This is a genomic window from Acinetobacter sp. Ac8 (assembly GCF_055392545.1).
Genome location: NZ_AP043689.1, coordinates 2092578 through 2117052 on the forward strand (window position 1 = coordinate 2092578; position 24475 = coordinate 2117052).

A 24475-nucleotide genomic window follows, 5' to 3' on the forward strand; every position below is an offset into this window, starting at 1 on the left:
TGAAGAATTGAACATTGGCATCGTCATATGGTCTGTATAGTATTTCATTGGATTGCTTCTAAATAACGGCGATTCACTTCTTCCCAATTCACAACATTATAAAATGCCGCAATATATTCGGGACGACGGTTTTGGTATTTTAAATAATAAGCATGTTCCCAGACATCTAAAGCCAGCACTGGGATATTGCCATTCATCAGTGGTGAATCTTGATTGGCACTGCTTTCTACGATGACTTTCTTTTCAGGGGTTACGCTTAACCATGCCCAGCCACTACCAAATCGTGTCAGTGCTGCTTTGGTAAAGGCTTCTTTAAATTTTTCAAAACCGCCAATATCTCTGTCAATTGCTTCAGCGATTTGTTTAATTGGCTCACCACCACCTTGAGGGCTCATTACTGTCCAGAATAAAGAGTGGTTAGCATGTCCACCACCATTATTAATCACGCTATTTTTAAGATCAGCAGGAACTTCATTCACTTTTGAAACCAGTTCTTCAATCGACAACTTTTCCCATGCTGTGCCTTCAACTGTGGCATTGATATTATTGATATAGGTTTGATGGTGTTTGGTATGGTGTATTTCCATTGTTTTTGTATCAATATTAGGTTCAAGTGCATCGTATGCATAAGGCAGTTGTGGTAGAGAGTAAGCCATGAAGCAATCCTGTAATGTTAAGTGTAGTGATAATGTTAATAATTATCATTATTATATATGAACATCAAAAGTGCAACCTACTTAACTTTATTATTGTGTAGCTGATTTCAAAATATGAATAATGTAATAAGCTGAGATTGTAGAAAAGAAGAAAGGAGAATTTTTTAATCTTTGTAAAGCTCGAATATATTAGATATTTTTGTGATTAGAAATTAATCATTTGAATTTCATGATTTATACAGCTTCACTTAATCTAGAATTCATCTAAAAGTATACTTTCGGAGGCGGTTTAATATTCAAAAATAGATGTAAATTAAAAAATTTATTAATAAACCCTTTTATTGTTAAGTTAATATTGATAATAATGTGGTTAATTAACATAATGAATTTTAGTGGTTATGTCTAAAAAGTATAAACTTTATCCAATAAGAACGATTAAAGACTGGGAAGGTAATGATTGGGATGTTTATGAAGAGCGAAAGTCTTTTTCAGGCATCATGGCTTATAAAGGCTGGCCATATTCATTGACACCTAGAGATGGTATTGGTGGTCAGTTTTCTAATATTTTAACGCCCGAAGTTGCAGAATTTCTTAAAGTGCATTCAATTCGTGAGGCTGAGCAGGAACTTGGTTTAAGCAATAGTATTATTGCCAAATTCAGACGAACTTTAGGGATACAAAATAAATTTATCTATCGCAATGATCATTGGCTTTTAGAGCATCAAGAAGAACTTTTATACGACAGTCTTGAAACACTAAAAATAAAATATGGTTTAAATCGGAATCAGGTGTATCAGCATAAAAAATGGTTAGCTGATTTGATCAGTATTCCAACAAGAAAAAGAATTCGAAAAAAGAAATCTGATGATTTACAAGAACTATGGTTCCAAGAGCATAAAGACCAAATGGTTGGAATGAGTATTCAAGAAATTTCAATAACTCACAATATTAGTCACTTTCGTGCGCAAAAAATTTATAACCGTATTCGTAAAGAACTTGGAGAGTTAAGTTTTTCGGAACAGTTTAAAAAGAATAAACTAGATAAATATCAATGGATTATTGGTAATAAAGATGAATTGTTAAATCAGGGTAAAACAGTTGCAGAGCTGGCTGAACGATTCCAAAAGACCACAGGGCAAATTTTAAGAGCAAGAGTAAAGTTAAGAGAAACTTTAAAAACACCAAAAGTGAAAGACCAAAATCGAGCATGGCTAATCGCAAATCAAAAAATTTTACTAGATACCAATCTAAGTAAAGAAGATCTGGCAAAAAGGCTCAATATCAAACCAAGTCAGGTAAATAGTAAAAAGGCGCAGCTTAAAAAACTACTTAACATCCCACACTACAATGATCAAGTTCAAGCCTGGCGTATACAGAATCAAGAAATATTGCTTTCTTTACATTTAAGAATTTCTGAAATTGCAAAAATACTCAATCGTAAAGAAAAATATATTGTTAAAAATAGAATGATTTTGAGAAATTTTCTGGGTATTACTAAACAAGATCAAATAGAAGCTTGGGTACTTAAACATCAATATGATTTAGAACGATTAAGTATTGAAAATATTGAAGAAAAATACAAAATTGAGCGATACACTATCCAAAAATATCAAAAAATTTTAGTAACATTGAAACAAAATGAAACGAATAATTTTTGAGTATATCTAATCATTCTGTTAACGTTTTCTACATTAAAAATAAGGTCATAATAATGTTAAATAATATTTTTACTATTTTAGATAAGTTCGGCTTTGGAACTCAAAAGAGAGTAATTAATGTTCAATTTTCAAATTTGGAACTCAGTTCGCAAGTAATGTTGCAGCGGATTGATGGCTATCATGCTATCAACGAGGGATTATCGGCAGAGCTTATCTGCCTATCATCAAACCCATTCATAGAATTAAAACAATTTATTGGTTGTCAGGTGAGTGTGGACCAAGTTACAGATTCAGGCAGGTTGTTTAGAACGACAGGGATTATCACAGGTGCAAGTCAAGGACAATCCGATGGTGCGTTTAGTCTTTATCGCTTGATCATGCAAGATCCAACTTCTCTTTGGCATAAAAGACGTAATAGCCGTGTGTTCATGGATAAGAGCGTTGTTGAAATTTGCGAAATTATCGTAAAAGAATGGCAGTCCAAAAGTGCCTTGTTTGCAGCAAGTTTAATACTGGATACCAGTGGCTTAATCAAAGACTATGATATCCGTCCATTCTCCATGCAATCAAACGAATCTGATTATGAATACCTCACTCGGATTTTACGTGAAGAATCAATTAACTGGCTGATTGATGAGTCGAATTACTTGGTTCCTAGTACTAGTCAAAGTATTGAACCACAGAAACTAAGATTAATTGATGACAATGCCCAATTTAAGGCCCTTGAACGTAGAACCATTCGTTATCATCGTTCAAATGCGACGGAACAGTATGACAGTATCACCAGTTTTATCGCAAAGAGACAATTACAATCTACAGCGATCCACGTCCAGCGTTGGCAAGCAGACAGCTTAACTCAAGAAGATGCCAGTGGTTCCGTCCTCAGTTCACACAAACACAGCGCACAACGTGATAATGAAAGCTTAAGTTTAGAACAAGCTTGGAATATCTCTCCTGCATGGATCCGTGATCTTAAAGGTGAAGACCAGGCTACCGCATCTGGGAATAGTCAACTCGATAAACTGAATAAACAACTCAATCAATACCAAGCTTTACAAGCAAAATATTTTACAGCACATAGCAGTGTCCGTGATACACAGGTTGGCTATTGGTTTCAATTGACTGATCATCCCGAGCTGGAAAAAAATCACAGTGGGGCCGATAAGGAACTGCTTACATTGAGTAAGCACTTTTACAATCAAAATAATCTTCCTAAAGATATACAAGATCACGTTGAAAAGTTACTCACATTGAGTCATTGGCAAAGCAATAAAGATAGTGAGCAAGAACGTCAAGCCAATGAGCTTACCTTAGTTCGTCGTAACATTGATATCGTTCCTGAATATGACCCTTTAAAACATCGACCGACGGCTCACGTACAACGTGCCAAAGTGGTCAGTGATGGTGAAGAAATCTATGTGGATGAATGGGGTCGGATAAAAGTTCGTTTCCTGTTTACTCGAATTGAAGATCATGTCCATGATGGAGGTGCAGGTTCTAATGACAATGACACAGATTCAGCTTGGGTAGATGTACTAACGCCTTGGGCAGGTGTAGGTTATGGTGCAAGATTTCTACCTCGTGCTGGTGAGACGGTAGTGATTGATTTTTTTGATGGTAATATTGACAGACCCTTTGTTACAGGACGAATCCATGAAGGGCATCGAAGTCCAACCCAATTTGATATCAAAGGCAAATTGCCAGAAACCAAAAAGCTGAGTGGTATTCGATCAAAAGAGATTTCGGGGGAAGGCTTTGGGCAACTCAGATTTGACGATAGCACTGGGCAACTAAGTACACAGCTACAATCTAGCCACGGTGCAACACAGCTAAATTTAGGCAATCTAAGTCATCCCAAAGAAACCGCAGAAAGTGATGGTCGTGGTGAGGGGTTTGAATTAAGGACGGATCAATGGGGAGCGCTTAGAGCAGGTGATGGCTTACTTCTTTCAACCTATCAACAGTCTCAAGCATCAGGAAATCACTTAAATGCAGAAGAAGCAAAAAAACAGCTAAATAATAGTGAATATTCGGCAAATTCACTTAATGAAGCAGCTAAAAATCAAAAAACTGATGAAGTTGAATTGTTAAAAAATTTAAAACTGTTTGCTGAACAAATACAAACTGATATCGCTAAATTCAATCAAAATTTAATGTTGTTGACTTCTCCTGCTGGAATTGCTCTATCAACAATTCGTGATATTCATTTATCTGCTGATGGTCAGGTCAATAATGTTGCACAAGATAGTATTCATTTCAGCACTCAAAATAACTTGATTGCACATGCTAAAAATAAAGTCAGCTTATTTGCAGCTACCGATGATATGAAGCTAATTACAGGTAAAGGTAAATTTGAAGTTCAGGCACAAAATAATGTAATGGATCTTATTGCAAGAAATGACATTCAAATTATTTCGACGGAAGATACGATTTATCTTATTGCTTCTAAAGAAATAAAACTGATTGGTGGGAGTTCATTGGTTCAGATAAATAATTCAGGTATTTTCTCAAAAACAGGAGGAAAGTTTGAAGTAAAATCTGGACAACAAATTTTTACAAGTGGGGCAAAAGTTGAGGCCAATACTCCAAATTTACCTCCAGAACCAAAAGTAAAAACAAAAAAGAATTTTTCGTGAGTATATAACAATGATTATAAGTCCTCTTATTTTAAAACCTAATACAAATCAATCTGATGATGATTGGATAAATACTTTGATGCCTGTGGGTACAATAGCGGACGAATATCCTGTTTTGGATACATTAGCCTGGCATGGGGGTTATAACCAAGTTGCCAATGGTAATGATAACGTAGTTAGAGCTATTGCTGATGGAAAAGTGATTTATGCAAGAAAAGATTTCGAGCTCATTGATTATGAAGGTTCTAAATCTCACAAAGCTTGTGTTGTAATCGAACATGAAACGGAAATTGGTGACAATGTTAAAGTTAAATATTTTTCTATTTATATGCATCTAAGGCAGATAGAAATTGGCTTAGATAAAGGAAGAAAAATATATCGGAAGCAAAAAATTGGTTTAGTAGGACAACACCAAAATGAGAATAAAATACATTTTGAAATTGTTTGCGACCAAGCAAATTTAACAAAAATAATTGGTCGTAGCACAGCTGAATTAAATCTAGGTACAAACGGGCGTAAAGATGTAGTCTATGGAGATATTCATTTTTATTTACCATCTGGTACTAAATTTTACAAAGAAGCTAGTGCAACAAATGAAATTTATACTTCAAATATGGCTTTATACATGTGTTTAAGTTTTAAAAATGGAAAGGCTTATACACAAACTTATAAGGAGCTTGGACAGGGGATTTTTCAAAAACAAAGAACAAAACCATTATTAGTTAAATATAAACTGAATGATAAAGACAAAAATGAACGAGAAGAATACGAATATGATTTATATAAATATTCTAAAAAATTTGCGACAGCTACAGTATCGCACAGCGCAATTTTTGAACTATTTAGGTTTGGTCGTATATTGAATGTAGCGGTTGAACCAAGTAATGTATCGACTATATCTCATTGGCATAAAATTCCTTTACCTGATAACAAAGAAGGTTTTGTAAATCTTAATACAGATGCCATAAAGAAATTTAGTGATGGAGATTTTCCTCATTGGGTTGGGTGGCGTTTATTTAATGATGATCCAACACCTGATAGTCAGTGTAACTCTCCCTTGCTGAAGGCTTGGTTAGATGGAAACAAAGATGGTAAGTCTACAAATGCTGATTTAAAAAATATGCTCGGAGATGCTGAAGTTAAATTTCGATTAAGTCGAACAATTTGTCAATTTCCTACCGAATGGAGCGAGTCATTGGTTGAAACTCAATACAATTGGGTAACCCAAAAAAGTGATGAAAATCCAAATCCAATGACTACAGCCGATTTCACTAAGTTTAAAAAGTATATTATGGATCTAAGTTTTTGGGATAAAGTATCTGAACTACCAGTAAAAGATAAAGTTTGGCATTTTCATCCAAGAGAATTTATCAGACATTTTAGAAAATGTACTTTTTTATCTAATGAAGAGTTTGCAAGATGTATTCCCCGAAAGACACAGTCAAAAGGTAGTGTTTCATTTAACGAAGCAATTAATAGGGTAAAAAATTATTATATTTTTTATAATCATTTTATTAATAAATATTCATGTGGCTCATTTAAAAGATACGCACACAATTTAACTCAAACTTTTATTGAAATTGATTTATTTCAAACCTTAACTGAATATGGTAAAGGACGTACTAACGTTTATGGAGCATTCTATGGTCGGGGTTTCCATCAATTAACTTGGGCTTTTCCAAATTATAGTGGATATGGTAAATTCAAAGCCCTTCCACAACATACTGGAAGTTATCGTGATAGCAGAATAACCCAAACTTCGGTACATAAGAATGCTGATACTGGAGAAAGCGAAAAATGGTTTCCTAGATTTGACCCTAATATTATAGAAACTGACTTTAACCATGCATCTGAAGCTAGTGGATATTTTTGGGTTTCAAAATCATTTCGAGGTACTTCTAATATGAATCGGGTTGCAGATTGTCATTATGATGAGATTTCTATTGGATTTAATTGTTGGTTATTGAATGGTGGTGGTAATGGATATAAAGAAAGGCAAGAATATGCTAAATATTTACAAAATATATTATTAGATGATGAGCTAAAAACTGGGGAAGAAAATTATAAATATCCGGCTATGGGAGCAGAACTTCAGCGTTGGCCTTTAAATATTTCAGTAAAATTGATCAAAATTGGGAAAGTAAATTATGACTTTATTTAGATTTTTATTATTTTTTATAGTATTTAATACTTATACAAATGCAGGTGGTATTGATAATAAATGCTTTAAAAATATTGATGCATATTTAATGCAAAGATTTGGAGAGAGCTTTAAAGAAGATGAAAACATTTTAGTAAAAAATACTAAAAATTCAAATTTAATATTTATTAAAGACAAAACAGCAAACAATTCACCTGAACATTTTATTATAGAAAGAAAAAACGGTCTGTATTGTGAAATATTAGATGCACCTATGTCTTTCACTATAAATTTTAATGAAAAAAATGCAAAATTACCAAATATAATAATTACTAAATCTCTGGGAAATCCAAAAAAAATACTAGAGTATAAATTGAGTGCGAATGGATACTATAAGCTGGTAAAATGTAAAGCAGAATTTAATAGTAAAAAAATAAAAGAAATTAAATGTGATGATATCTATAATTAATGGCTTTTATTCACAATGTTATGTTTATACAGGGCTTTGTTGCATAAATACATTTAATCCCTAATGACATCATCAGCAATAATGCGCTATAAAATAACCAATTGGTTAATGGTTCAGCCTGACTTAGAATCACAGAAATTTGCAATTTTTTCTGAAAAGGGCTGAACTGCCTAGGCTTTAGATAAAATTGTAATCTTTGCAGAATACATGGGAGTCAATATTAAATTTGGTGAAGGCGATATTGATGTCATTGTGCAAAAAGGGAGAATGCCTTTATCTTCAAAACAACAAAACATGTTTATTCATTATGAAAGCTAATAATATTTAGCCTAAAAATCGCTGACTACTTTAATATTGATAGTTACAAAGAAAAATTAAATGGGCTAATGAACTTTTTGAAGTGATAATTATATGGTGTGATTAAAAGATGGATAAATAAAAAAACAGGTTGAAGAAGTCTTCAACCTGTCTCATCAAAGCATGAGATCTGCTTATACGTTAAAACGGAAGTGCAAGACATCACCATCTTGAACGATGTAAGTTTTACCTTCTAAACGCCATTTTCCTGCTTCTTTAGCGCCGTTTTCACCGTTGTATTGGATGAAATCATCATATGCAATACATTCTGCACGAATAAAGCCTTTTTCAAAGTCAGTGTGGATTACACCAGCAGCTTGAGGTGCAGTTGCTCCCACTTTTACAGTCCAAGCACGAACTTCTTGAACACCTGCTGTAAAGTAAGTTTGTAAGCCTAGTAAGCTATAACCTGCACGAATTACCACATTTAGACCTGGTTCTTCCATGCCTAATGCTTCAAGGAATTCAGCACGATCTTCATCATCCAACAATGAAATTTCAGCTTCGATTTGGTTACAAAGCGGAACAACGATTGCATTTTCCTCAGCAGCTAACTTTTTCACAGCTTCAAGATGTGGGTTGTTTTCAAAACCATCTTCTGCAACGTTTGCAATATACATGGTCGGTTTTAATGTCATTAAACCAAAACCACGCACAAGTTTACGTTCATCATCATCTAAATCAGCTGCACGAGCTGGCTTGCCTTCATCAAGTAAAGGTAGAATTTTTTCTAAAACTGCTTTTGTTGCAAGCGCTTCTTTATCACCGCTTTTAGCTGATTTTGCCAAACGGGTAACTGCTTTAGTTACAGTTTCCAAGTCAGCAAGTGCAAGTTCAGTATTAATCGTTGCAATATCATCTAATGGATCAATTTTACCATTTACATGAATTACGTTTTCATCTTCAAAACAACGTACAACGTGTGCAATTGCATCAGTTTCACGGATGTTTGCAAGGAATTGGTTACCCAAACCTTCGCCTTTAGATGCACCCGCAACTAAACCTGCAATATCTACAAATTCCATCGTAGTTGGAATAACACGTTGTGGTTTAACAATGGCTGTTAATTTGTCTAAACGTGGATCAGGTACAGGTACGATGCCTGTATTTGGTTCAATGGTACAGAATGGGAAGTTTTCCGCAGCAATAGCAGCTTTAGTCAATGCATTGAAAAGTGTAGATTTACCAACGTTCGGCAAGCCGACAATACCGCAATTAAAACCCATGAAATAACTCACAAAGTGTTATATAAAAATTGCGGATGATTTTACATGAAAGCCATGACAAAGTCAGGTCTGCGACCTATAAGTTTTAAAATCAGATCATCTCGAATATATCAAGTGCTACATATTTACCTGAGATCAGCACTTTTATTGAACAAAATGAGCATTCTAGGGGAGTGACAATAGTTTTAATATGATTTTTATAAGTGGATCAAATTAAGTAAAGTTACTATCCTTCGTCTAACGACGACATCCATGTCGCCCTACAGATGGATGAGCCTTGTATAATTCAACAAGGCAAAAGTGGAATTTATTTTATTTATATTGATGCAAATGACGTTAATTGGAAAAACTTAAATTTTCCGTTTATCCAATTGGCTTGCCAAACTGTCACCAAATGCCTGAACGATCATGACCAAAGCCACCAAGACCACAATCACAGCAAACATCATTTGCATATCAAAACGTTGATAACCATAACGGTAAGCAATATCACCTAAGCCACCAGCACCAATTGCACCCGCAATTGCAGAGGAGTTAATCATGGTGACAATTGTGACTGTAAAACCAGCCACAATACCGGGAAGGGCTTCAGGTAAAAGTACATGCCAAACGATTTGCTTACGGTTACAGCCCATCGCTTGTGCTGCTTCAATTAGACCTTGATCAACTTCACGTAAGCTAACTTCTGCAATACGGGCAAAGAAAGGGGTCGCGGCTAAAGTTAAGGGAACAACAGCTGCCCAGACTCCGTAACTGGTTCCGACAATCCATCGGGTTAAAGGAATCAGCGCCACCATTAAAATCAAAAAGGGAACAGATCGAGTAATATTAATCACCGTCCCCAATGCATGATTGATCTTTTTAGATGGATAAATGCCTTGTTCAGATGTATTGACCAAAATTACCGCCAAAGGTAAGCCAATCAAAAAAGCAACAAAGGCAGATACGCCAACCATCAGTAAGGTATCTATGGTTCCTGTCAGCAATAAATCAATGAGTTGGTCTTGCATAGCCAAGTACCTCTATTTGCGCAATTTGATGTTTTAACCTTTCTTGTAAATTATGCAGGTCTAAATGGGTTTGTTCAGTACCGACAATCAGCGTTCCAATCAAATGGTTTTGGATATTGTCGATATGACTTTGATATAAATGTACCGATTTATCAAAAACCTGAAAAAGTTCCACTAAATCAGGTGAGTTTTTCGGATCGGTTTCATAACGTAGTTTTAAAATGCTATGGGTTGAATCTTGTTGCAACTCTGTATGCACTGGAAAGGGCAAATCGAGTTGCTCTAGGTTTAACAATTCTTGTGTGATTTTCTGCTGAGGCTGTGAAAACACGGACCAGACTTGTCCTGACTCTACGATTTCACCATGTTCAATCACCACCACTTGATCGCAAATTTCGCGAATCACTTGCATCTCATGGGTAATTAAAACAATGGTAATCCCCAATTCTCGATTGATTTTTTTCAGCAAGGATAAAACCACTGAGGTACTTTCAGGATCAAGTGCAGACGTTGCTTCATCACACAATAATATTTCTGGATGATGCACCAGCGCACGAGCAATACCAACACGTTGCTTTTGACCACCAGACAGCTGTGAAGGGTAGTTATGCGCTTTATTTCCCAATCCGACCAGTTCTAAAACATCGTTGACACGTGTTTCAATTTCAGCTTTATCGACATGGGCAATTTTTAAGGGCAAAGCCACATTGTCCCAAACTGTTTTGGCAGACATTAAATTAAAATGCTGAAAAATCATCCCGATTCTTTGACGTGTTTGAATCAACTCAGCATGACTGAGTTCAGCCAAATTCTGTTGATGAATATGAATACTACCCTCAGAAATACCTTCTAAACCATTTAAGGTTCGGATCAAGGAAGATTTACCTGCGCCACTTTTACCGATGATGCCGAAAATCTTGCCTTGAGGGATATCTAAGTTGATATTTTTTAATGCATGGATCTGTTGATCTTGCCCATCATAGTATTTATTCAAATCACGAATTTTGATATGAGGGACTGAAAAATCAACATGCGAACCGAAACTCACCATTTCTATTCTCCTTATTTCCAGCCTGCAAACCACATATCTTTGCCGAAATCTTTATCTAAAATATCTCGAACTTGCTGTGAGTTTTGGAAAGCTTGAATAAATTTCTCTAACTTTTGATTTTTGTCTTGATAATCAGTACGTGTCACAAAAAGAATGGCGTACTTTTTATCAACGGGATCTAAAAACAGGGCACTATGCGGATCGGCTTTTTTTGCCATATTTAAGTAATGCGGAAAACCAAAAATCAGATCTGCATCATCATAAGCTAAAGCTGTTTGTGGACCTTCAACTTCTATAAACTTCAACTGTTTTGGGTTTGAAACAATATCTTGAAGTGTGGAAAGTTCATTGTTGATGTCTTTGATTTGAATTAGCCCTGCACGGTGTAGCAGGATCAAAGCACGCGCAGAGTTAACGGGGTCACTCGGGATGACAACACGAGCATTTTGAGGTAAGGCGGCTAAGGATTTATATTGTTTTGAATATAAACCGACATGGCTGCCGCTACCTGTACCAAAAGCATGCAAATCGTAATTGGTTTGCTTAATAGCATTCCTTAAAAATACACTTTGTTGGAAAAAGTTAGCGTCAATGTCACGGTTTTGTACCGCAACATTGGGAGCTTGCCAATCTGAAAATTCGACCAGTTTGACATGGATACCATCTTTCTCTACTTCTTTGGCAACCGTTTGTAGTAATTCGGCATAAGGTGGGCTAATGCCAATCGTGAGTACATTATCCTTTTGTTGATTTTGTACATAACGATAGGCAAAAAGTCCTAATAATACGATGACAACAGCAAGACCAATCAGCAGGTTCTTTTTTTTGAGCTTGGAAACTTGGGACATGAGTTATTCCTTATTTCCAACCTGGGAACCATAAATTTTCACCAATATCATCATTTAAAGCCTGTTTGACCTTGTCTGAAGTTTGGTAAATTTTTACAAACTCTTTTAACTGTTTGGCTTTTTCTGGGTGCTTTTGCTCATAGTCATCTTTTACAACAAACAAGATCGCATAACGTGTATTGGTATTATCATCGAGTAATAATGCTTTGTTTGGATCAATGGTTTTTGCAAGACGTAAATAAAGCGGGTAGCTAAATACTAAATCAGCATCATCTACAGCACGCGCAGTTTGAGGTCCTTCAACTTCAATAAATTTAAAGTTTTTAGGATTTGAGCTAATGTCTTGTAAGTTTGATAAGTGGTTATTTGGATCTTTCAAGGTGATGAGTTTTGCCTGTTGTAAAAGCAACAGTGCGCGACCTTGGTTGACTGGGTCATTTGGAATCACCACACGTGCATTTTCAGGTACAGCTGCTAAAGAATCATATTTTTTAGAATACAAACCCACATGAGTTGCAACACCTGTGGCAATCGGTTTCAGTTTAAAATCAGTTTCTTTTAACGCATTGCTTAAAAATGGTTGGTGTTGGAAATAGTTTGCATCAATATCACCATGATTCAGTGTGATATTCGGTGTGTTCCAATCTGAAAATTCCACCAGTTTAATATGAATCCCTTGTTTCTTGGCTTCCTCTGCTGCAACTTGTAAAGGCTTGGCAAAGGGTGGGCTAATACCAATGGTGATTTCTTCTGAACCGGCTTTTTTATGTTGGTTCCAATAAAAAAGTCCTGCAATCACGGCAATAATGATCACGCCAAGCAAAATAAATTTATTCTTGGAGCCTGATTTTTTGGATGGCTTACCATTTGCAGGTGAGTTTATTTGAGTCATGTGACACCCCTTAAAGTGAAATTATTCAATTCATCATGTTTGCTGATTAGGTTATTTAGGCAGTTTGCTTTTGCTGATCTGCCGTTTCGATGCTGTTGTTATGATTTGAGTTTTGACATCGAAAATCAGCAGCAGGGTGTTGTTGGGTTAAATGATCGCCCTGTTTAAAGATTTTGTTGCGTAAAGAACCATTTTCATATTTGGTTTTAAATCTGCCACGTTGTTGCAGCTCAGGAATCACAAAACGAATAAAGTCATGATGTGATTCAGGCGCAACAGTACGAGTTAGGTTGAAACCATCAATACCTGTTTCATCAATCAACTGAATTAATTTTTCAGCAATTGTTTCACCACTTCCAACAATCAGTGGATAACGACCACCGAGTTGATGCTGTGCTTTAAGATCGTTAGGTGTGATCTGGTTCTCTTTAAATTTATTATTGACAGAAGCAATACTGTTGGTTTGTTGATATGGAATTGCTTCATCATCAGCATATTTGGATAAGTCGATACCGACTGAACTTGAGAAATGTGCTAAACCTGCTTCTGGACTTGCATAGCGAGCATATTCAGCTAATTTCTCTTGAGCTAACTCATCTGTTTCAGCTGTAACCACTGTGATTCCCACAAAGATTTTAATATCTTCTGGATTACGGCCTTGCTGTACAGCCAATTCTCGAATCTTATCCACTTGTTGTTTGATCTTTGCAGGTTGGTCCCCCCCAATAAAGACACATTCTGCATGACGTGTGGAGAATGCTAAACCGCGTGGTGAAGCGCCAGCTTGAAAGAGCACAGGGGTACGCTGTGGTGAAGGTGAGACTTGGAAAACACCTTGGCTTTGATAAAAGCGCCCTTGATGGTTAATTTGATGAACTTTTTTCGGGTCAGTAAAAATACGCTTTTGCTTATCTTTTTGTACTGCATCATTTTCCCAAGAACCTTCCCAAAATTTATAGCAAAGCTCTAAAAATTCTTCAGCTTGTTCATAACGTAAGTCATGATCTTTTAGACCTTTTTGCCCAATCAAGCGTTCAGCACTGTCCAAATAACCCGTCACAATATTCCAGCCAATCCGACCTTGTGTCAGATGATCTAAACTCGCGAAGCGCCGTGCGAATTGGTACGGTGTTTCATAACTTAAGTTTACGGTCACGCCAAAACCTAGATTTTGGGTTACCGCTGCCATTGCTGAAATCAAGGTAGATGGGTCATGACTCGGCAGTTGAATGGACTCTTTTAAGGTTAAATCTATACCATTCTGATAAACATCATAAACACCGGTAATGTCTGCGATAAACAACCCATCAAATAGACCTTGCTCCAAGGTCTTAGCGAGATCAGTCCAGTAATTGAGCTCATTAAAACGATGAGATTCATCACGTGGATGGGTCCATAAGCCGTGATTGATATGGCCGACACTGTTCATATCAAAAGCATTGAGTAAGATTTGCTTCTTAGGTGCTGTATGTTGAGATGTATTTGTCATTACAATGTCCCTCTGCGTGGTGGAAGGATGTTGTTTAATACATAGTTTCCAATAAAATAATATTTCCAGCGTGATGCATCATGCAGTGTATGTACCCGTACATTGCGCCAATGTCGATCTAAACCATCGGCACGTTGACTACCACGACTTCCAGCCAACTCAATCAATTTTGAAGATGCTTTTAATGCTGTTTCTGTGCTGTGTGCACGGACTTTAGCTACATCTAGGGAGGCTTTGGCAATATTTTCAACTGTAGGTTGTGGTTTTGCTGCATCAATAGATTGAGCAGCTTGTTTTAATAAAACCTCACTTGCTCTTACATCCGCAGCAACACGGCCTAATTCATAAATGGTCAGCGGATCTTGGTCTGCACGTTCTACATTGGCATCAATCCATGCGCGTGCTTTTTTAACCCGTTCTATTGTTTCTTCAAAAGCTGCACGTGCAATACCTGTTTCAATCGCAGCATGCATAATTTGTGCAAATGGCCCAACGAGGGTGGGTTCAGAAAATGCGGTGTCAAAACGAATGACGTATTCAGATTCAACAAAAACTTGATTGAATTTAACGGTGCCACTGCCTGTGGTTTTTTGTCCAAAGCCTGACCAATCATTGATACGTTGTAAGCCTTGTGCATCGGCAGAAATAAAAGCTAAATATTCACGTTCTTCAGCATCACGGACTAATGTCGGAATACGATGGGCAAATAGACTGCCCGTGCAATAGAACTTTTCCCCATTGACCACATAACCATGTTCAGTTTGACTAATTTGGGTATGCTTTTGTGCAGCAGTCTTGGTCTTAAATTCAGCGAGCGCATTACCAAAACGAGCGCCTTGAAGTACTTCACTATAGAGTTTTTTCTTTTGCTGCTCGGTGCCTGTATTACGTAATACTTCCAGTGCATAAAAATGGTTTTGTGGGATTTGACCAATAGAGCCATCTACGCCACTGAATAATGCAATTATTTTAGCAACAGTATGGGTAGATACTTCTGCACCACCATATTGCCGCGGTACTGTGATCGCCCATAACCCAGATTGACTAAAAGCTTCAACCTCATCAAAAGGTAAAATTCTTTCAGCATCACGGAGTATCGCATTCTCTTTAAATTGCTGACTCAACTGTTGCGCGATTTCTAAAGCTTCTTGATCATTTTGAATAATATGTGCTTGTGCAAAGGGATGATTGTGTACATCCAATGTTTTATTGATATCTTGATAAGTTGTCATATATATTTCCCTGATGAGTAACAAAGTCGTTTAACTTTAAATCCACGCATGGCGCTGATTTTGCGTACCATTTAAGTAATAGTTTCCAATGGCATGAAGTTTCCAACGCACAGGGTCATGTAAGGTATGCACACGAGCATTACGCCAGTGTTGATCGAGATTATGAGTTTCTAGGCTTGAACGACTACCACCCAATTCAAGTAATTTTTCAGAAATAAGTAGTGCTGCATCATTGGCATACACTTTTGCCTCAGCAACGATAATGGAGGCTTTACTGGCTTGTTCAGGACTGACGATGTCTTGTGAATCTAACTGATCTAAATATTCTGCGGCTTCATCCAGCAATAAAATCGATGCATCGAGTAAGATATTGAGCTTACCGACTTCTTGTAGGGTATACGCTTCAAAACTGGCTTTATCCACATTGGCATCAATGATTGGGCGCGCTTTATGGATTGCAGATAAAGTATCTGCAAAGGCTGCTTCTGCAATACCCACATCAATCGCAACCTGAATCAGTTGTGAGTACGCACCACGATATTTTGACGCATCGGCAAGTGGTTTTTCATCCATAATAAGATCTGGGTGAACCACAACATTCTTTAAACGCACTGTGCCACTTGCCGTTGTACGTTGTCCAAAGCCATCCCAATCATCAACAATTTCAACACCGTCAGCTTTTGCATCAATAATTGTTAAAACAATATGACCATTTGGGTGAATTGCACGTATCGCCAACCAATCGGCAAAATATGAACCCGTTGAATAAAACTTCTCACCATTTAAAAGGTATTGACCATTGATCTGTTCTAAACGTGTTTCAATGGTTCGTGTATCTTTGGTATTGCGTTCTGGGCCACCATTAGAAAGCCGTTTACCCTTTAAAATTTCAGTATAAATAAACTGTTTTTGCTGTTCATTGGCGATATGCTCAATGGCATTTAACAGGCCAAATTGATTTTGTGGAATCTGTCCAACACTGGCATCTGCTTTGGATAAAATACAGAAAACATGCGCAAGGGTTTTATTTGAAACTTGAGCGCCACCATATTTTTTGGCAATACGAATTCCGCCTAATCCTTTGAGACTTAATTCTTGTATGACATCAACTGGTAAAATTCGTTGTTGATCACGTATATTTCGTTCTACCAAAGCAAAATCAGCAACTTGGTAAGCTGCATTTATTGCTTGTTGATCGTTTTGGATCACAAAGGCTGAGGTAGAAGAATTCAAACTAGACATATTGGCACCTTTCAATAGATACCAAAACGCTAAGCAATATTGCGGTAAAAATTAAACGAACTATTGTGCTTAACTTATCTAAAAATATTGTTAGGATAAAAATCGCAAAGTTTTTTAATATTGAATATATGTTAAATAATTGAAATTTATAACTTGTTATGAATTCCTCTGGTCGAGCTCTTAGTCTGAAGCAGCTTTGTTATTCCTATCACGAATAAAGAATAAAGAAACTGATATAACCATAGAATAAGCATTGGGTCATATGACGAGCGATTGAAGTAAAAAGTACATTGTAATTCAAGCGATGAATGTCTAAAGTACACAAGATTACTCAGGATTAATCTTAACTTTTAGATTTGTCTAAGCTTTTAATTAAAAAAAATAATTTGGAGATTACATGCGTACGTTGTACCAATTCCCACTCTCGCATTACTGTGAAAAAGCCCGTTGGTTGCTTGATCATAAAGAATTGGATTTTGTTGCGCAGAATTTAATCCCAGGTGTCCATCGTGCATTTGCACAACTTAAAACAGGGCAAAACAAGTTGCCTATTTTAAAAGATGGAGAACGCTTTATTGCGGGATCGACTCAAATCGCATTATATCTAGATGACGTTTATCCTGAACATCGACTGCTTCGTACAGATCACACGCTTCGCGAAAAAACCTTAGAAATTGATTTGATTGCCAATGAGTTAGGTATTCATGTACGTCGTTGGGGATTGGCACATGCTTTAGCAGAAGGCGATGAACCGCTAGAAATTATGATTGGTGAAAAAGGCTATTTACGTCAATTTGAAAAAATTTCAAAGCCTATTCTAAAAACTATGGTTTCAAAAAGTTATCAATTGGACAAAGAAAAAGTCGAAGAATCTAAATACAATTTAGAGCTGACTATCGACAGTTTAAATAAGATTTTGATTGATAACGGTTGCCGTTATTTTGTTGGTGATCGCCTTGGTTTGGCAGATATCTCGGTATGTTCAATCCTTGCACCGTTATTAGAATTACCTGCGACACCGTGGGAAAAGGAATATGCAGAGAATATTTCTCAAGAATTTACCGAATTTAGCCAACATTTGTTAGAACTGCCTTTAGGGCAATACGTGAAAAGAATTTACGCCACTGAGCGCAATGCACGTGTAGATTGGCGAGGAATGTAAGATTTCAAAGCAAGAAACTCTCCAATTTACTGAAAAATTAAGTATCATAGTGTGGAATTGGAGATTTTTTAATGCAGAAGTTCGTAATTTTAGGTGCGATAAGCACTGTTTTATTGATGGCGGGTTGTACTGAGAAAAAGCCTGCAACTCCTGAAGAAATTTGGAAAGGTTACTGTACCAGTATTGGTAATGCTGCACGTTCTATTACTTTAGATCGTCAAAATGGGATTACCAAGAAAGAAGCAATTGAGTATGCGAATAAAGTCACTGATCCAACGACTAAGGGCTTTGTACTTGAGTATTTAGAGAAAGTCTATGCATTATCAGATGCAGAGCTAAAAGCGGATAAAGATGCAGTTCAAGCAAAGTTTAAGAACGAAGCATTTGAACAATGCCTAAATACACCGCATGATCCGAAAAAAATGCCAGATTATAAACCGTTCTAAGGGGCGGTTTTTTTAACAAAAAAATTCCTTGTAATAATTATAGTAAATGAACATGGAGTTTGATCATGTCTAAAATACAATTTTTTTCAAAAACTTATTTATTATTATTTTTGGCTGTTTCAGTATTGAGCAATGCTAAAGCAACTAGAGTTTTAAGTAATCAAACTCAACAACAATTAAAGCTAAATATTGAATTACTGACTGCTCAAGCAGAAAATGGAGAAGCTAAGGCGCAATATCAGCTGTTTATGCTTTACCAAGATGAAGATAAAGCAAAAGCAATGCAGTATCTTAAGCAAGCCTTTAAGCAAAATTATCCTTTAGCTATATATACGAAAGGATCGATGTATTATCACGGCGACGGTATAAAAAAAGATGTTTTTAAGGGAATCCGCTTACTTGAAACATCCAATGAATACGGTAATGTACATGCAGCAATGCTTCTTGGTTTGATCTATTCCAAAGGTGACAATGTAAAGAAAGATCCCCAAAAAGCGTTTGATTATTTTTTAAAAGCAGAAGCAGGTGGATATTTGAGTGCAAATTTATTTTTGGCTAATGCTTACTATCGAGGAAAAGGTGTAGCACAAGATCAAAATAAAGCACTCGAGGTCATGCTTAAAGCACAACAAGCAGGCTATATACCTGATCAGCAGACAATGAAAGAATACGATTTGTGTAAATTAGAAATCCGAATCGTGAATGGTCAAGACATGCACACTTTTGAGTGTCCATCCCTTTAAATCGTTTAGGTGTATTTTTGCATAAAGATCACCCTAACATGGTCTTTTTTATGTTGAGTTATCGAAAAAATATAAGTAATCGTCAAACCTCGTCACAAAAAATGATTAGCATAAAAATTGAAAAGCATATATACATTATAGAAATAGAAAATAAAAAGTAGCATAGGAGTGAGACAATGGAAGTAGTTGCTTATTTACATAATGCAGATTTGCTCTTAGAAGATGACAATGGTGTCGCTGTGATTAGCGGAAGTCACTATGTGTTGAGTTTAGGTGATCAAGTTTTTTTTCAAGAAGTCATTGATGAACGAGCAAAGTTATATCAAGTGAAAATTTCATTTGCGTGTACTGAACATTCAATGTTTCATGAAGATGAAGTGCAAATGAAATTTGAAGGTTGTCGTACAGAATTCCAAAAGTATGTAGACAGTACGACAGTCCACTAAGGTGGAATGTACTTTGTTCTAAAAAAAAGGCAACATATGTTGCTTTTTTTATGGCTGAAACAGTCTAAAGGCAAGGTAAACATAACTTCAATCTTATTAAAGTGAAGTTCATGTTTACAAAGATAATATTTTTAGAGCTTTTTCAAATTAATTTGAGAAATAATTTACATAAACGTCTGATGAAAGCGTACTGTGTAGATCTGTAGTTAAATGAAGCGAAAAGTGATGAGTATTTATTTATAAAATAATGGTCATCACGAATTAATACGCTCATTGCATTAACTTTTGGCTTGATTTTTAGTAAAATTTGACAGTCCATATTGCCTGTGAAGCTTTAATAAGCAGGAATTCACAGGTAAATTTTTAAAAAGAGGAATTACACCGTGCTAGAAGCTTACCGCCAACACGTTGCAGAACGTGCCGCACTCGGAGTCCCACCGAAGCCACTTGACGATGCTCAAACTGCTGACTTGGTTGAATTACTAAAAAATCCACCAGCGGGTGAAGAAGCATTTTTAGTAGATTTGCTTGAAAACCGTGTTCCAGCAGGTGTTGACCAAGCTGCATATGTAAAAGCTGCTTTCTTGACTGCTGTAGCTAAAGGTGAAGCGACTTCTCCATTGGTTTCTAAAGAGCGTGCGGTTTACTTACTAGGTACTATGCTTGGTGGTTATAACGTAGCACCTTTGGTTGAATTACTTGATGATGCTGCACTTTCAAGCTTAGCTGCTGAAGCATTGAAAAAAACGCTTCTTGTATTTGATGCGTTCCATGACGTTGCTGAAAAAGCCAAAGCGGGTAATGCAAATGCACAAGCCGTTATGCAATCTTGGGCTGATGCTGAATGGTTTACTAGCCGTAAAGATGTTCCAGAAGAAATCAAACTTACTGTTTTCAAAGTAACTGGCGAAACAAATACTGATGATTTGTCTCCTGCACAAGATGCTTGGAGCCGCCCAGATATCCCATTGCATGCAAATGCAATGCTTAAAAACGTACGTGATGGTATCAACCCAGAAGTTCCTGGTGAAGTTGGTCCATTAAACCAAATCAAAGAACTCATCGCAAAAGGCAACCAAGTTGCTTATGTTGGTGACGTTGTTGGTACGGGTTCTTCTCGTAAATCTGCGACTAACTCAGTGCTTTGGTTCTTTGGTGATGACATTGCTCACATCCCGAACAAAAAAGACGGTGGTTACTGCTTAGGTTCTAAAATCGCTCCAATTTTCTTCAACACAATGGAAGATGCTGGTGCATTACCTGTAGAGATTGATGTTGCTAACATGAACATGGGCGATGAAATCGTTCTTAAAATTGATCATGCTGCAGCAAAAGTCACTGCTTTTAAAGCAGGCGAGCAAATCGCTGAATCTGAGTTGAAAACGCCTGTTCTTCTTGACGAAGTTCGTGCGGGTGGTCGTATCAACTTAATCGTTGGTCGTGGTTTGACAACTAAAGCGCGTGAAGCTTTAGGTCTTCCAGCATCTACTTTATTCCGTGTTCCAGTTCAACCTGAAAACACTGGTAAAGGCTTTACTCAAGCTCAGAAAATGGTTGGTCGTGCTTGTGGTCTTCCAGAAGGTCAAGGCGTTCGTCCAGGTACTTACTGTGAACCGAAAATGACGACTGTTGGTTCGCAAGATACGACTGGTCCGATGACTCGTGATGAATTGAAAGACTTAGCTTGCTTAGGTTTCTCTGCTGATCTTGTGATGCAATCTTTCTGTCACACAGCTGCATATCCAAAACCAGTTGACGTTCAAATGCAACATACGCTTCCTGATTTCATCATGAACCGTGGTGGTGTTTCATTACGTCCAGGTGACGGTATTATTCACTCTTGGTTAAACCGTATGCTTCTTCCAGATACAGTTGGTACTGGTGGTGATTCACATACACGTTTCCCAATCGGTATTTCATTCCCAGCGGGTTCTGGTCTTGTCGCGTTTGCTGCTGCAACTGGTGTTATGCCGTTGGATATGCCTGAGTCTGTACTTGTTAAGTTCAAAGGTAAAATGCAGCCTGGTATCACGCTACGTGACCTTGTACATGCAATTCCTTACTACGCGATTCAAGCGGGTGACTTAACTGTAGAGAAAAAAGGTAAGAAAAACATTTTCTCTGGTCGTATCTTAGAAATCGACTTAACAGAAATGGAAACTGACTTAACTGTAGAGCAAGCATTCGAACTTTCTGATGCTTCTGCTGAACGTTCTGCTGCTGGTTGTTCAATCACACTTTCTGAAACGAAAGTTGCTGAATACTTGAACTCTAACATCACAATGTTGAAGTGGATGATTTCTCAAGGTTATGGCGATGCACGTACTATGGCTCGCCGTGTTGAGAACATGGAAAAATGGTTAGCGAATCCATCACTTCTTCAAGCTGATGCTGATGCTGAATACACTAAAGTGTATGAAATTGATCTTGCTGACATTAAAGAACCAGTTCTTTGCTGCCCGAATGATCCAGATGACGCTAAACTTCTTTCTGACGTTCAAGGCGTTAAAATCGATGAAGTGTTCGTTGGTTCTTGTATGACGAACATTGGTCACTTCCGTGCAGCTGGTAAATTACTTGATAAAGTACCAGGTGGTTCATTGTCTACTCGTTTATGGTTGGCTCCACCAACACGTATGGACGAGCATCAATTGATGGAAGAAGGTTTCTATAACATTTATGGTAAAGCTGGCGCGCGTACTGAAATGCCAGGTTGTTCATTATGTATGGGTAACCAAGCACGTGTAGCTCCGAACACAACTTGTGTATCGACTTCTACACGTAACTTCCCGAACCGTTTAGGTCAAGGCGCAAATGTTTACTTAGCTTCTGCTGAGCTTGCATCTGTTGCTGCGGTACTTGGTAAATTACCTTCTCCAGAAGAGTATCAACAATATGCTGCTCAAATCGACAGCATGTCTGCTGACATCTATCAATACTTGAACTTCGACAAGATGGGCGAGTATACAGATGCTGCTAAAGACATCGATACTAAGAAAATTGCTGCTGCTCAATTAAGCTAATTTATTGAAAAATAGATTAAATTGAGTTAAAACTAAGGGCTGATTATTCAGCCCTTAGTTTTATGTATAAAAAAGCTTATATGTGCTATTTACTTAAATATAATGGCTAAAATGATATTCGAATGGTTTATATAATAGGGTAAAGGAATTGCATCAATTTTATATAAACTGGTGAGAAACGGCTCAAGTACATGATTTTGTTGTCTTAAATAAAGAAACATATGCATATGAAGATCATATGCAACTGGTTAATCAAGTACCTTATGATGTATCTATACATGATGATCTAATTATGTTTTTTTACAACAGATACCAACTTATAATCCATCTAAAAAGATTAGACATACTGGTTTAAATTACTATGGTATAACGATTATTGATTCTGAAGGGGCCTTAGTCGCATATAACATAATCAGCAGTATTGTAAATGTTATAAAACTATCTCCGAAATTTCTAAAATTTAGTAAAGGATATACTTATAAATTTGATGAAGGGCAAGAAAAATTAATATTTCAGAAATATAATGTGGTCGACGACCAGTTTGACCAACTGAAAGGATGCATTAAACAAGTCATTGATTCAAATGGGCAATTGTATATTGCTCATTTAGGAATTTAGTACAGATATTTTTTGATAAAAATAAAAAATTGTTAACTATACATTTTTATAACATCAGTCATCATATTCTTAAAATCTAAAATAACGACATAATGATTGATGCTCGATGGATCAAAATCAGTGTTTACAGAATCAAATAATGTATTTGTTAATGGAGTGATATTTAAATCATCGATAAGACAAGATGAGTCTAAATTAAAATACTCAATATAATAATTAACTTTTATTTTTGCATATTCTGAGTATTTAAAACCAGATAGAATGAGTTCTTGATCATCATTGCTTATATTTTTTGAACACATGGTAAATAATAATGCCATACAGAAGTAGTCAAACTCATCTTTATCAACCACTAAAATATTTAAATCGATAAAATAGTTTTTAAGCATACTTTGAATCAAGGCAAATGAACTTGCTAAATCTGCAGATAAATTTTGAATAATATTAGAATAAGGCATCATTTTTTTAAGTTTTAGTGAATCAATGGGTATTGTATTGCAAAACTATTGTTTTGTAAAACAATACTTATGGTGCAGAATATATTGCATTGCAATACGTCTAAGATACTTTGTTAAGCTAATATCAAAGAATGAATATAGGTCATGCAATACGTTATTTGAGAAAACGGAAAGGCTGGACTCAGCAGCAATTAGCCGATTTTTCCAATACTTCAAAAAGTAATATTTCCAATCTTGAGAATGGCAATCAAGGGTACAGTCCTGCAATACTCCAGTACCTTGCTGAGGCTTTTAATTGCACTGTAGCGCAATTGTTTTTATTGGCAGAAAGCTTAGATGATGATGAAAACATTGCTGAGAACTGGGATCAGATGCCCATAGATGCACTATTTATACAACTGCCTAAAGATATTCAAGATAATTTAAAACAGCTTATATATAGCTTGATTAAAAATAAGTCCTAATTCTATATCTCATATTTATTAATATTATACGATTGATCTTCAGCTTCTATAGTTATTTCATTATGCATAATGATTTTAAGCAATTTAATCTAACTTGATATAATTGAAATCAACCCGGTATGTGTCTTTGAAATTTATCACTTTTATATACTAACTGCGTTTTAAAATAATAATACTCATTTAACTTATTGATCAAATGATCAGACAAT

At 36.3% G+C, this 24475-nt stretch carries 20 protein-coding genes; 10 read left to right on the forward strand and 10 right to left on the reverse strand.

All coding sequences use genetic code 11. The features are described from left to right. Positions 1-44: 44 nt before the first annotated feature. Positions 45-656 (reverse strand): superoxide dismutase, encoded by a 612-nt coding sequence (locus tag ACZ5QH_RS09730; RefSeq protein ID WP_275059535.1) that lies wholly within the window; start codon positions 654-656, stop codon positions 45-47. Between the two features lie 398 nt (positions 657-1054). Between ACZ5QH_RS09730 and ACZ5QH_RS09735 the strand changes: the two genes are divergently transcribed. The 4 genes from ACZ5QH_RS09735 to ACZ5QH_RS09750 are packed head-to-tail and all read left to right on the forward strand — an operon-like array spanning position 1055 to position 7559. Continuing rightward, positions 1055-2314, forward strand: coding sequence for a hypothetical protein (locus ACZ5QH_RS09735; protein ID WP_303576203.1), 1260 nt, complete (start codon positions 1055-1057; stop codon positions 2312-2314). Between the two features lie 53 nt (positions 2315-2367). Continuing rightward, positions 2368-4950, forward strand: a complete 2583-nt coding sequence (locus ACZ5QH_RS09740; RefSeq protein WP_303576202.1) for a type VI secretion system Vgr family protein — start codon at positions 2368-2370, stop codon at positions 4948-4950. Between the two features lie 10 nt (positions 4951-4960). Then, positions 4961-7111, forward strand: coding sequence for a M23 family metallopeptidase (locus ACZ5QH_RS09745; RefSeq protein ID WP_303576201.1), 2151 nt, complete (start codon positions 4961-4963; stop codon positions 7109-7111). Continuing rightward, positions 7098-7559, forward strand: coding sequence for a hypothetical protein (locus tag ACZ5QH_RS09750; protein WP_303576200.1), 462 nt, complete (start codon positions 7098-7100; stop codon positions 7557-7559). The genes ACZ5QH_RS09745 and ACZ5QH_RS09750 overlap by 14 nt, the downstream gene beginning before the upstream one ends. A gap of 491 nt (positions 7560-8050) precedes the next feature. Here the strand turns inward: ACZ5QH_RS09750 and ychF are convergent, their stop codons facing one another. From ychF to ACZ5QH_RS09790, 8 genes are all read right to left on the reverse strand, one after another. Beyond that, a complete protein-coding gene (gene ychF, locus ACZ5QH_RS09755; protein WP_004720929.1) occupies positions 8051-9142 on the reverse strand; it encodes a redox-regulated ATPase YchF in 1092 nt (363 codons plus the stop codon). 350 nt (positions 9143-9492) lie between these two features. Continuing rightward, positions 9493-10152 carry a methionine ABC transporter permease gene (locus tag ACZ5QH_RS09760; protein ID WP_034610152.1) on the reverse strand — a complete coding sequence of 220 codons (660 nt, stop codon included), beginning with the start codon at positions 10150-10152 and terminating at the stop codon, positions 9493-9495. Then, entirely contained in the window at positions 10133-11203 is a 1071-nt protein-coding gene (locus tag ACZ5QH_RS09765) for a methionine ABC transporter ATP-binding protein (protein WP_303576199.1), read from the reverse strand. The genes ACZ5QH_RS09760 and ACZ5QH_RS09765 overlap by 20 nt, the downstream gene beginning before the upstream one ends. Positions 11204-11214: 11 nt before the next feature. Next, a complete protein-coding gene (locus tag ACZ5QH_RS09770) occupies positions 11215-12051 on the reverse strand; it encodes a MetQ/NlpA family ABC transporter substrate-binding protein (RefSeq protein ID WP_303576198.1) in 837 nt (278 codons plus the stop codon). Positions 12052-12061: 10 nt separating this feature from the next. Then, positions 12062-12943 (reverse strand): MetQ/NlpA family ABC transporter substrate-binding protein, encoded by an 882-nt coding sequence (locus ACZ5QH_RS09775; RefSeq protein ID WP_303576197.1) that lies wholly within the window; start codon positions 12941-12943, stop codon positions 12062-12064. A 55-nt stretch (positions 12944-12998) separates the two neighbouring features. Further along, positions 12999-14432 carry an LLM class flavin-dependent oxidoreductase gene (locus tag ACZ5QH_RS09780; RefSeq protein ID WP_244015850.1) on the reverse strand — a complete coding sequence of 478 codons (1434 nt, stop codon included), beginning with the start codon at positions 14430-14432 and terminating at the stop codon, positions 12999-13001. Continuing rightward, the gene (locus tag ACZ5QH_RS09785; RefSeq protein ID WP_303576196.1) at positions 14432-15664 is read right to left on the reverse strand and encodes an SfnB family sulfur acquisition oxidoreductase; all 1233 of its coding nucleotides are present in this window, start codon (positions 15662-15664) and stop codon (positions 14432-14434) included. The genes ACZ5QH_RS09780 and ACZ5QH_RS09785 overlap by 1 nt, the downstream gene beginning before the upstream one ends. Before the next feature lie 36 nt (positions 15665-15700). Then, positions 15701-16906 carry an SfnB family sulfur acquisition oxidoreductase gene (locus ACZ5QH_RS09790; RefSeq protein WP_303576195.1) on the reverse strand — a complete coding sequence of 402 codons (1206 nt, stop codon included), beginning with the start codon at positions 16904-16906 and terminating at the stop codon, positions 15701-15703. A gap of 397 nt (positions 16907-17303) precedes the next feature. On the opposite strand from ACZ5QH_RS09790, the gene ACZ5QH_RS09795 reads away from it, so the two are divergent. From ACZ5QH_RS09795 to ACZ5QH_RS09815, 5 genes are all read left to right on the forward strand, one after another. Continuing rightward, positions 17304-18068 carry a glutathione S-transferase family protein gene (locus ACZ5QH_RS09795; protein ID WP_004821170.1) on the forward strand — a complete coding sequence of 255 codons (765 nt, stop codon included), beginning with the start codon at positions 17304-17306 and terminating at the stop codon, positions 18066-18068. 71 nt (positions 18069-18139) lie between these two features. After that, complete coding sequence (locus ACZ5QH_RS09800; protein WP_004821171.1) at positions 18140-18514, forward strand: hypothetical protein; 375 nt, start codon at positions 18140-18142, stop codon at positions 18512-18514. 65 nt (positions 18515-18579) lie between these two features. Beyond that, on the forward strand, positions 18580-19257 hold the full coding sequence (locus ACZ5QH_RS09805) for a tetratricopeptide repeat protein (RefSeq protein ID WP_270382230.1): 678 nt from the start codon (positions 18580-18582) through the stop codon (positions 19255-19257). 176 nt (positions 19258-19433) lie between these two features. Beyond that, a complete protein-coding gene (locus ACZ5QH_RS09810) occupies positions 19434-19703 on the forward strand; it encodes a hypothetical protein (protein WP_004720907.1) in 270 nt (89 codons plus the stop codon). Between the two features lie 383 nt (positions 19704-20086). Further along, a complete protein-coding gene (locus tag ACZ5QH_RS09815) occupies positions 20087-22726 on the forward strand; it encodes a bifunctional aconitate hydratase 2/2-methylisocitrate dehydratase (protein ID WP_004720906.1) in 2640 nt (879 codons plus the stop codon). 650 nt (positions 22727-23376) lie between these two features. On the opposite strand, the gene ACZ5QH_RS09820 is transcribed toward ACZ5QH_RS09815, so the two are convergent. Next, complete coding sequence (locus tag ACZ5QH_RS09820) at positions 23377-23805, reverse strand: hypothetical protein (RefSeq protein ID WP_303576194.1); 429 nt, start codon at positions 23803-23805, stop codon at positions 23377-23379. Between the two features lie 128 nt (positions 23806-23933). Here ACZ5QH_RS09820 and ACZ5QH_RS09825 point away from each other — a divergent pair, with 128 nt between their 5' ends. Next, entirely contained in the window at positions 23934-24266 is a 333-nt protein-coding gene (locus tag ACZ5QH_RS09825; protein WP_004821175.1) for a helix-turn-helix domain-containing protein, read from the forward strand. Positions 24267-24475: the final 209 nt, after the last annotated feature.

What these genes read in the sequence shown, in the direction of transcription:
- ACZ5QH_RS09735 (WP_303576203.1), top strand. Translation starts at nt 1,055, where the DNA reads ATGTCTAAAAAGTATAAACTTTATCCAATAAGAACGATTAAAGACTGG.
- ACZ5QH_RS09810 (WP_004720907.1), top strand. Translation starts at nt 19,434, where the DNA reads ATGGAAGTAGTTGCTTATTTACATAATGCAGATTTGCTCTTAGAAGAT.
- ACZ5QH_RS09760 (WP_034610152.1), bottom strand. Translation starts at nt 10,152, where the DNA reads ATGCAAGACCAACTCATTGATTTATTGCTGACAGGAACCATAGATACC.
- ACZ5QH_RS09800 (WP_004821171.1), top strand. Translation starts at nt 18,140, where the DNA reads ATGCAGAAGTTCGTAATTTTAGGTGCGATAAGCACTGTTTTATTGATG.
- ACZ5QH_RS09825 (WP_004821175.1), top strand. Translation starts at nt 23,934, where the DNA reads ATGAATATAGGTCATGCAATACGTTATTTGAGAAAACGGAAAGGCTGG.
- ACZ5QH_RS09750 (WP_303576200.1), top strand. Translation starts at nt 7,098, where the DNA reads ATGACTTTATTTAGATTTTTATTATTTTTTATAGTATTTAATACTTAT.
- ACZ5QH_RS09795 (WP_004821170.1), top strand. Translation starts at nt 17,304, where the DNA reads ATGCGTACGTTGTACCAATTCCCACTCTCGCATTACTGTGAAAAAGCC.
- ACZ5QH_RS09820 (WP_303576194.1), bottom strand. Translation starts at nt 23,805, where the DNA reads ATGATGCCTTATTCTAATATTATTCAAAATTTATCTGCAGATTTAGCA.
- ACZ5QH_RS09785 (WP_303576196.1), bottom strand. Translation starts at nt 15,664, where the DNA reads ATGACAACTTATCAAGATATCAATAAAACATTGGATGTACACAATCAT.
- ACZ5QH_RS09770 (WP_303576198.1), bottom strand. Translation starts at nt 12,051, where the DNA reads ATGTCCCAAGTTTCCAAGCTCAAAAAAAAGAACCTGCTGATTGGTCTT.
- ACZ5QH_RS09775 (WP_303576197.1), bottom strand. Translation starts at nt 12,943, where the DNA reads ATGACTCAAATAAACTCACCTGCAAATGGTAAGCCATCCAAAAAATCA.
- ychF (WP_004720929.1), bottom strand. Translation starts at nt 9,142, where the DNA reads ATGGGTTTTAATTGCGGTATTGTCGGCTTGCCGAACGTTGGTAAATCT.
- ACZ5QH_RS09780 (WP_244015850.1), bottom strand. Translation starts at nt 14,432, where the DNA reads ATGACAAATACATCTCAACATACAGCACCTAAGAAGCAAATCTTACTC.
- ACZ5QH_RS09745 (WP_303576201.1), top strand. Translation starts at nt 4,961, where the DNA reads ATGATTATAAGTCCTCTTATTTTAAAACCTAATACAAATCAATCTGAT.
- ACZ5QH_RS09805 (WP_270382230.1), top strand. Translation starts at nt 18,580, where the DNA reads ATGTCTAAAATACAATTTTTTTCAAAAACTTATTTATTATTATTTTTG.
- ACZ5QH_RS09730 (WP_275059535.1), bottom strand. Translation starts at nt 656, where the DNA reads ATGGCTTACTCTCTACCACAACTGCCTTATGCATACGATGCACTTGAA.
- ACZ5QH_RS09740 (WP_303576202.1), top strand. Translation starts at nt 2,368, where the DNA reads ATGTTAAATAATATTTTTACTATTTTAGATAAGTTCGGCTTTGGAACT.
- ACZ5QH_RS09765 (WP_303576199.1), bottom strand. Translation starts at nt 11,203, where the DNA reads ATGGTGAGTTTCGGTTCGCATGTTGATTTTTCAGTCCCTCATATCAAA.
- ACZ5QH_RS09790 (WP_303576195.1), bottom strand. Translation starts at nt 16,906, where the DNA reads ATGTCTAGTTTGAATTCTTCTACCTCAGCCTTTGTGATCCAAAACGAT.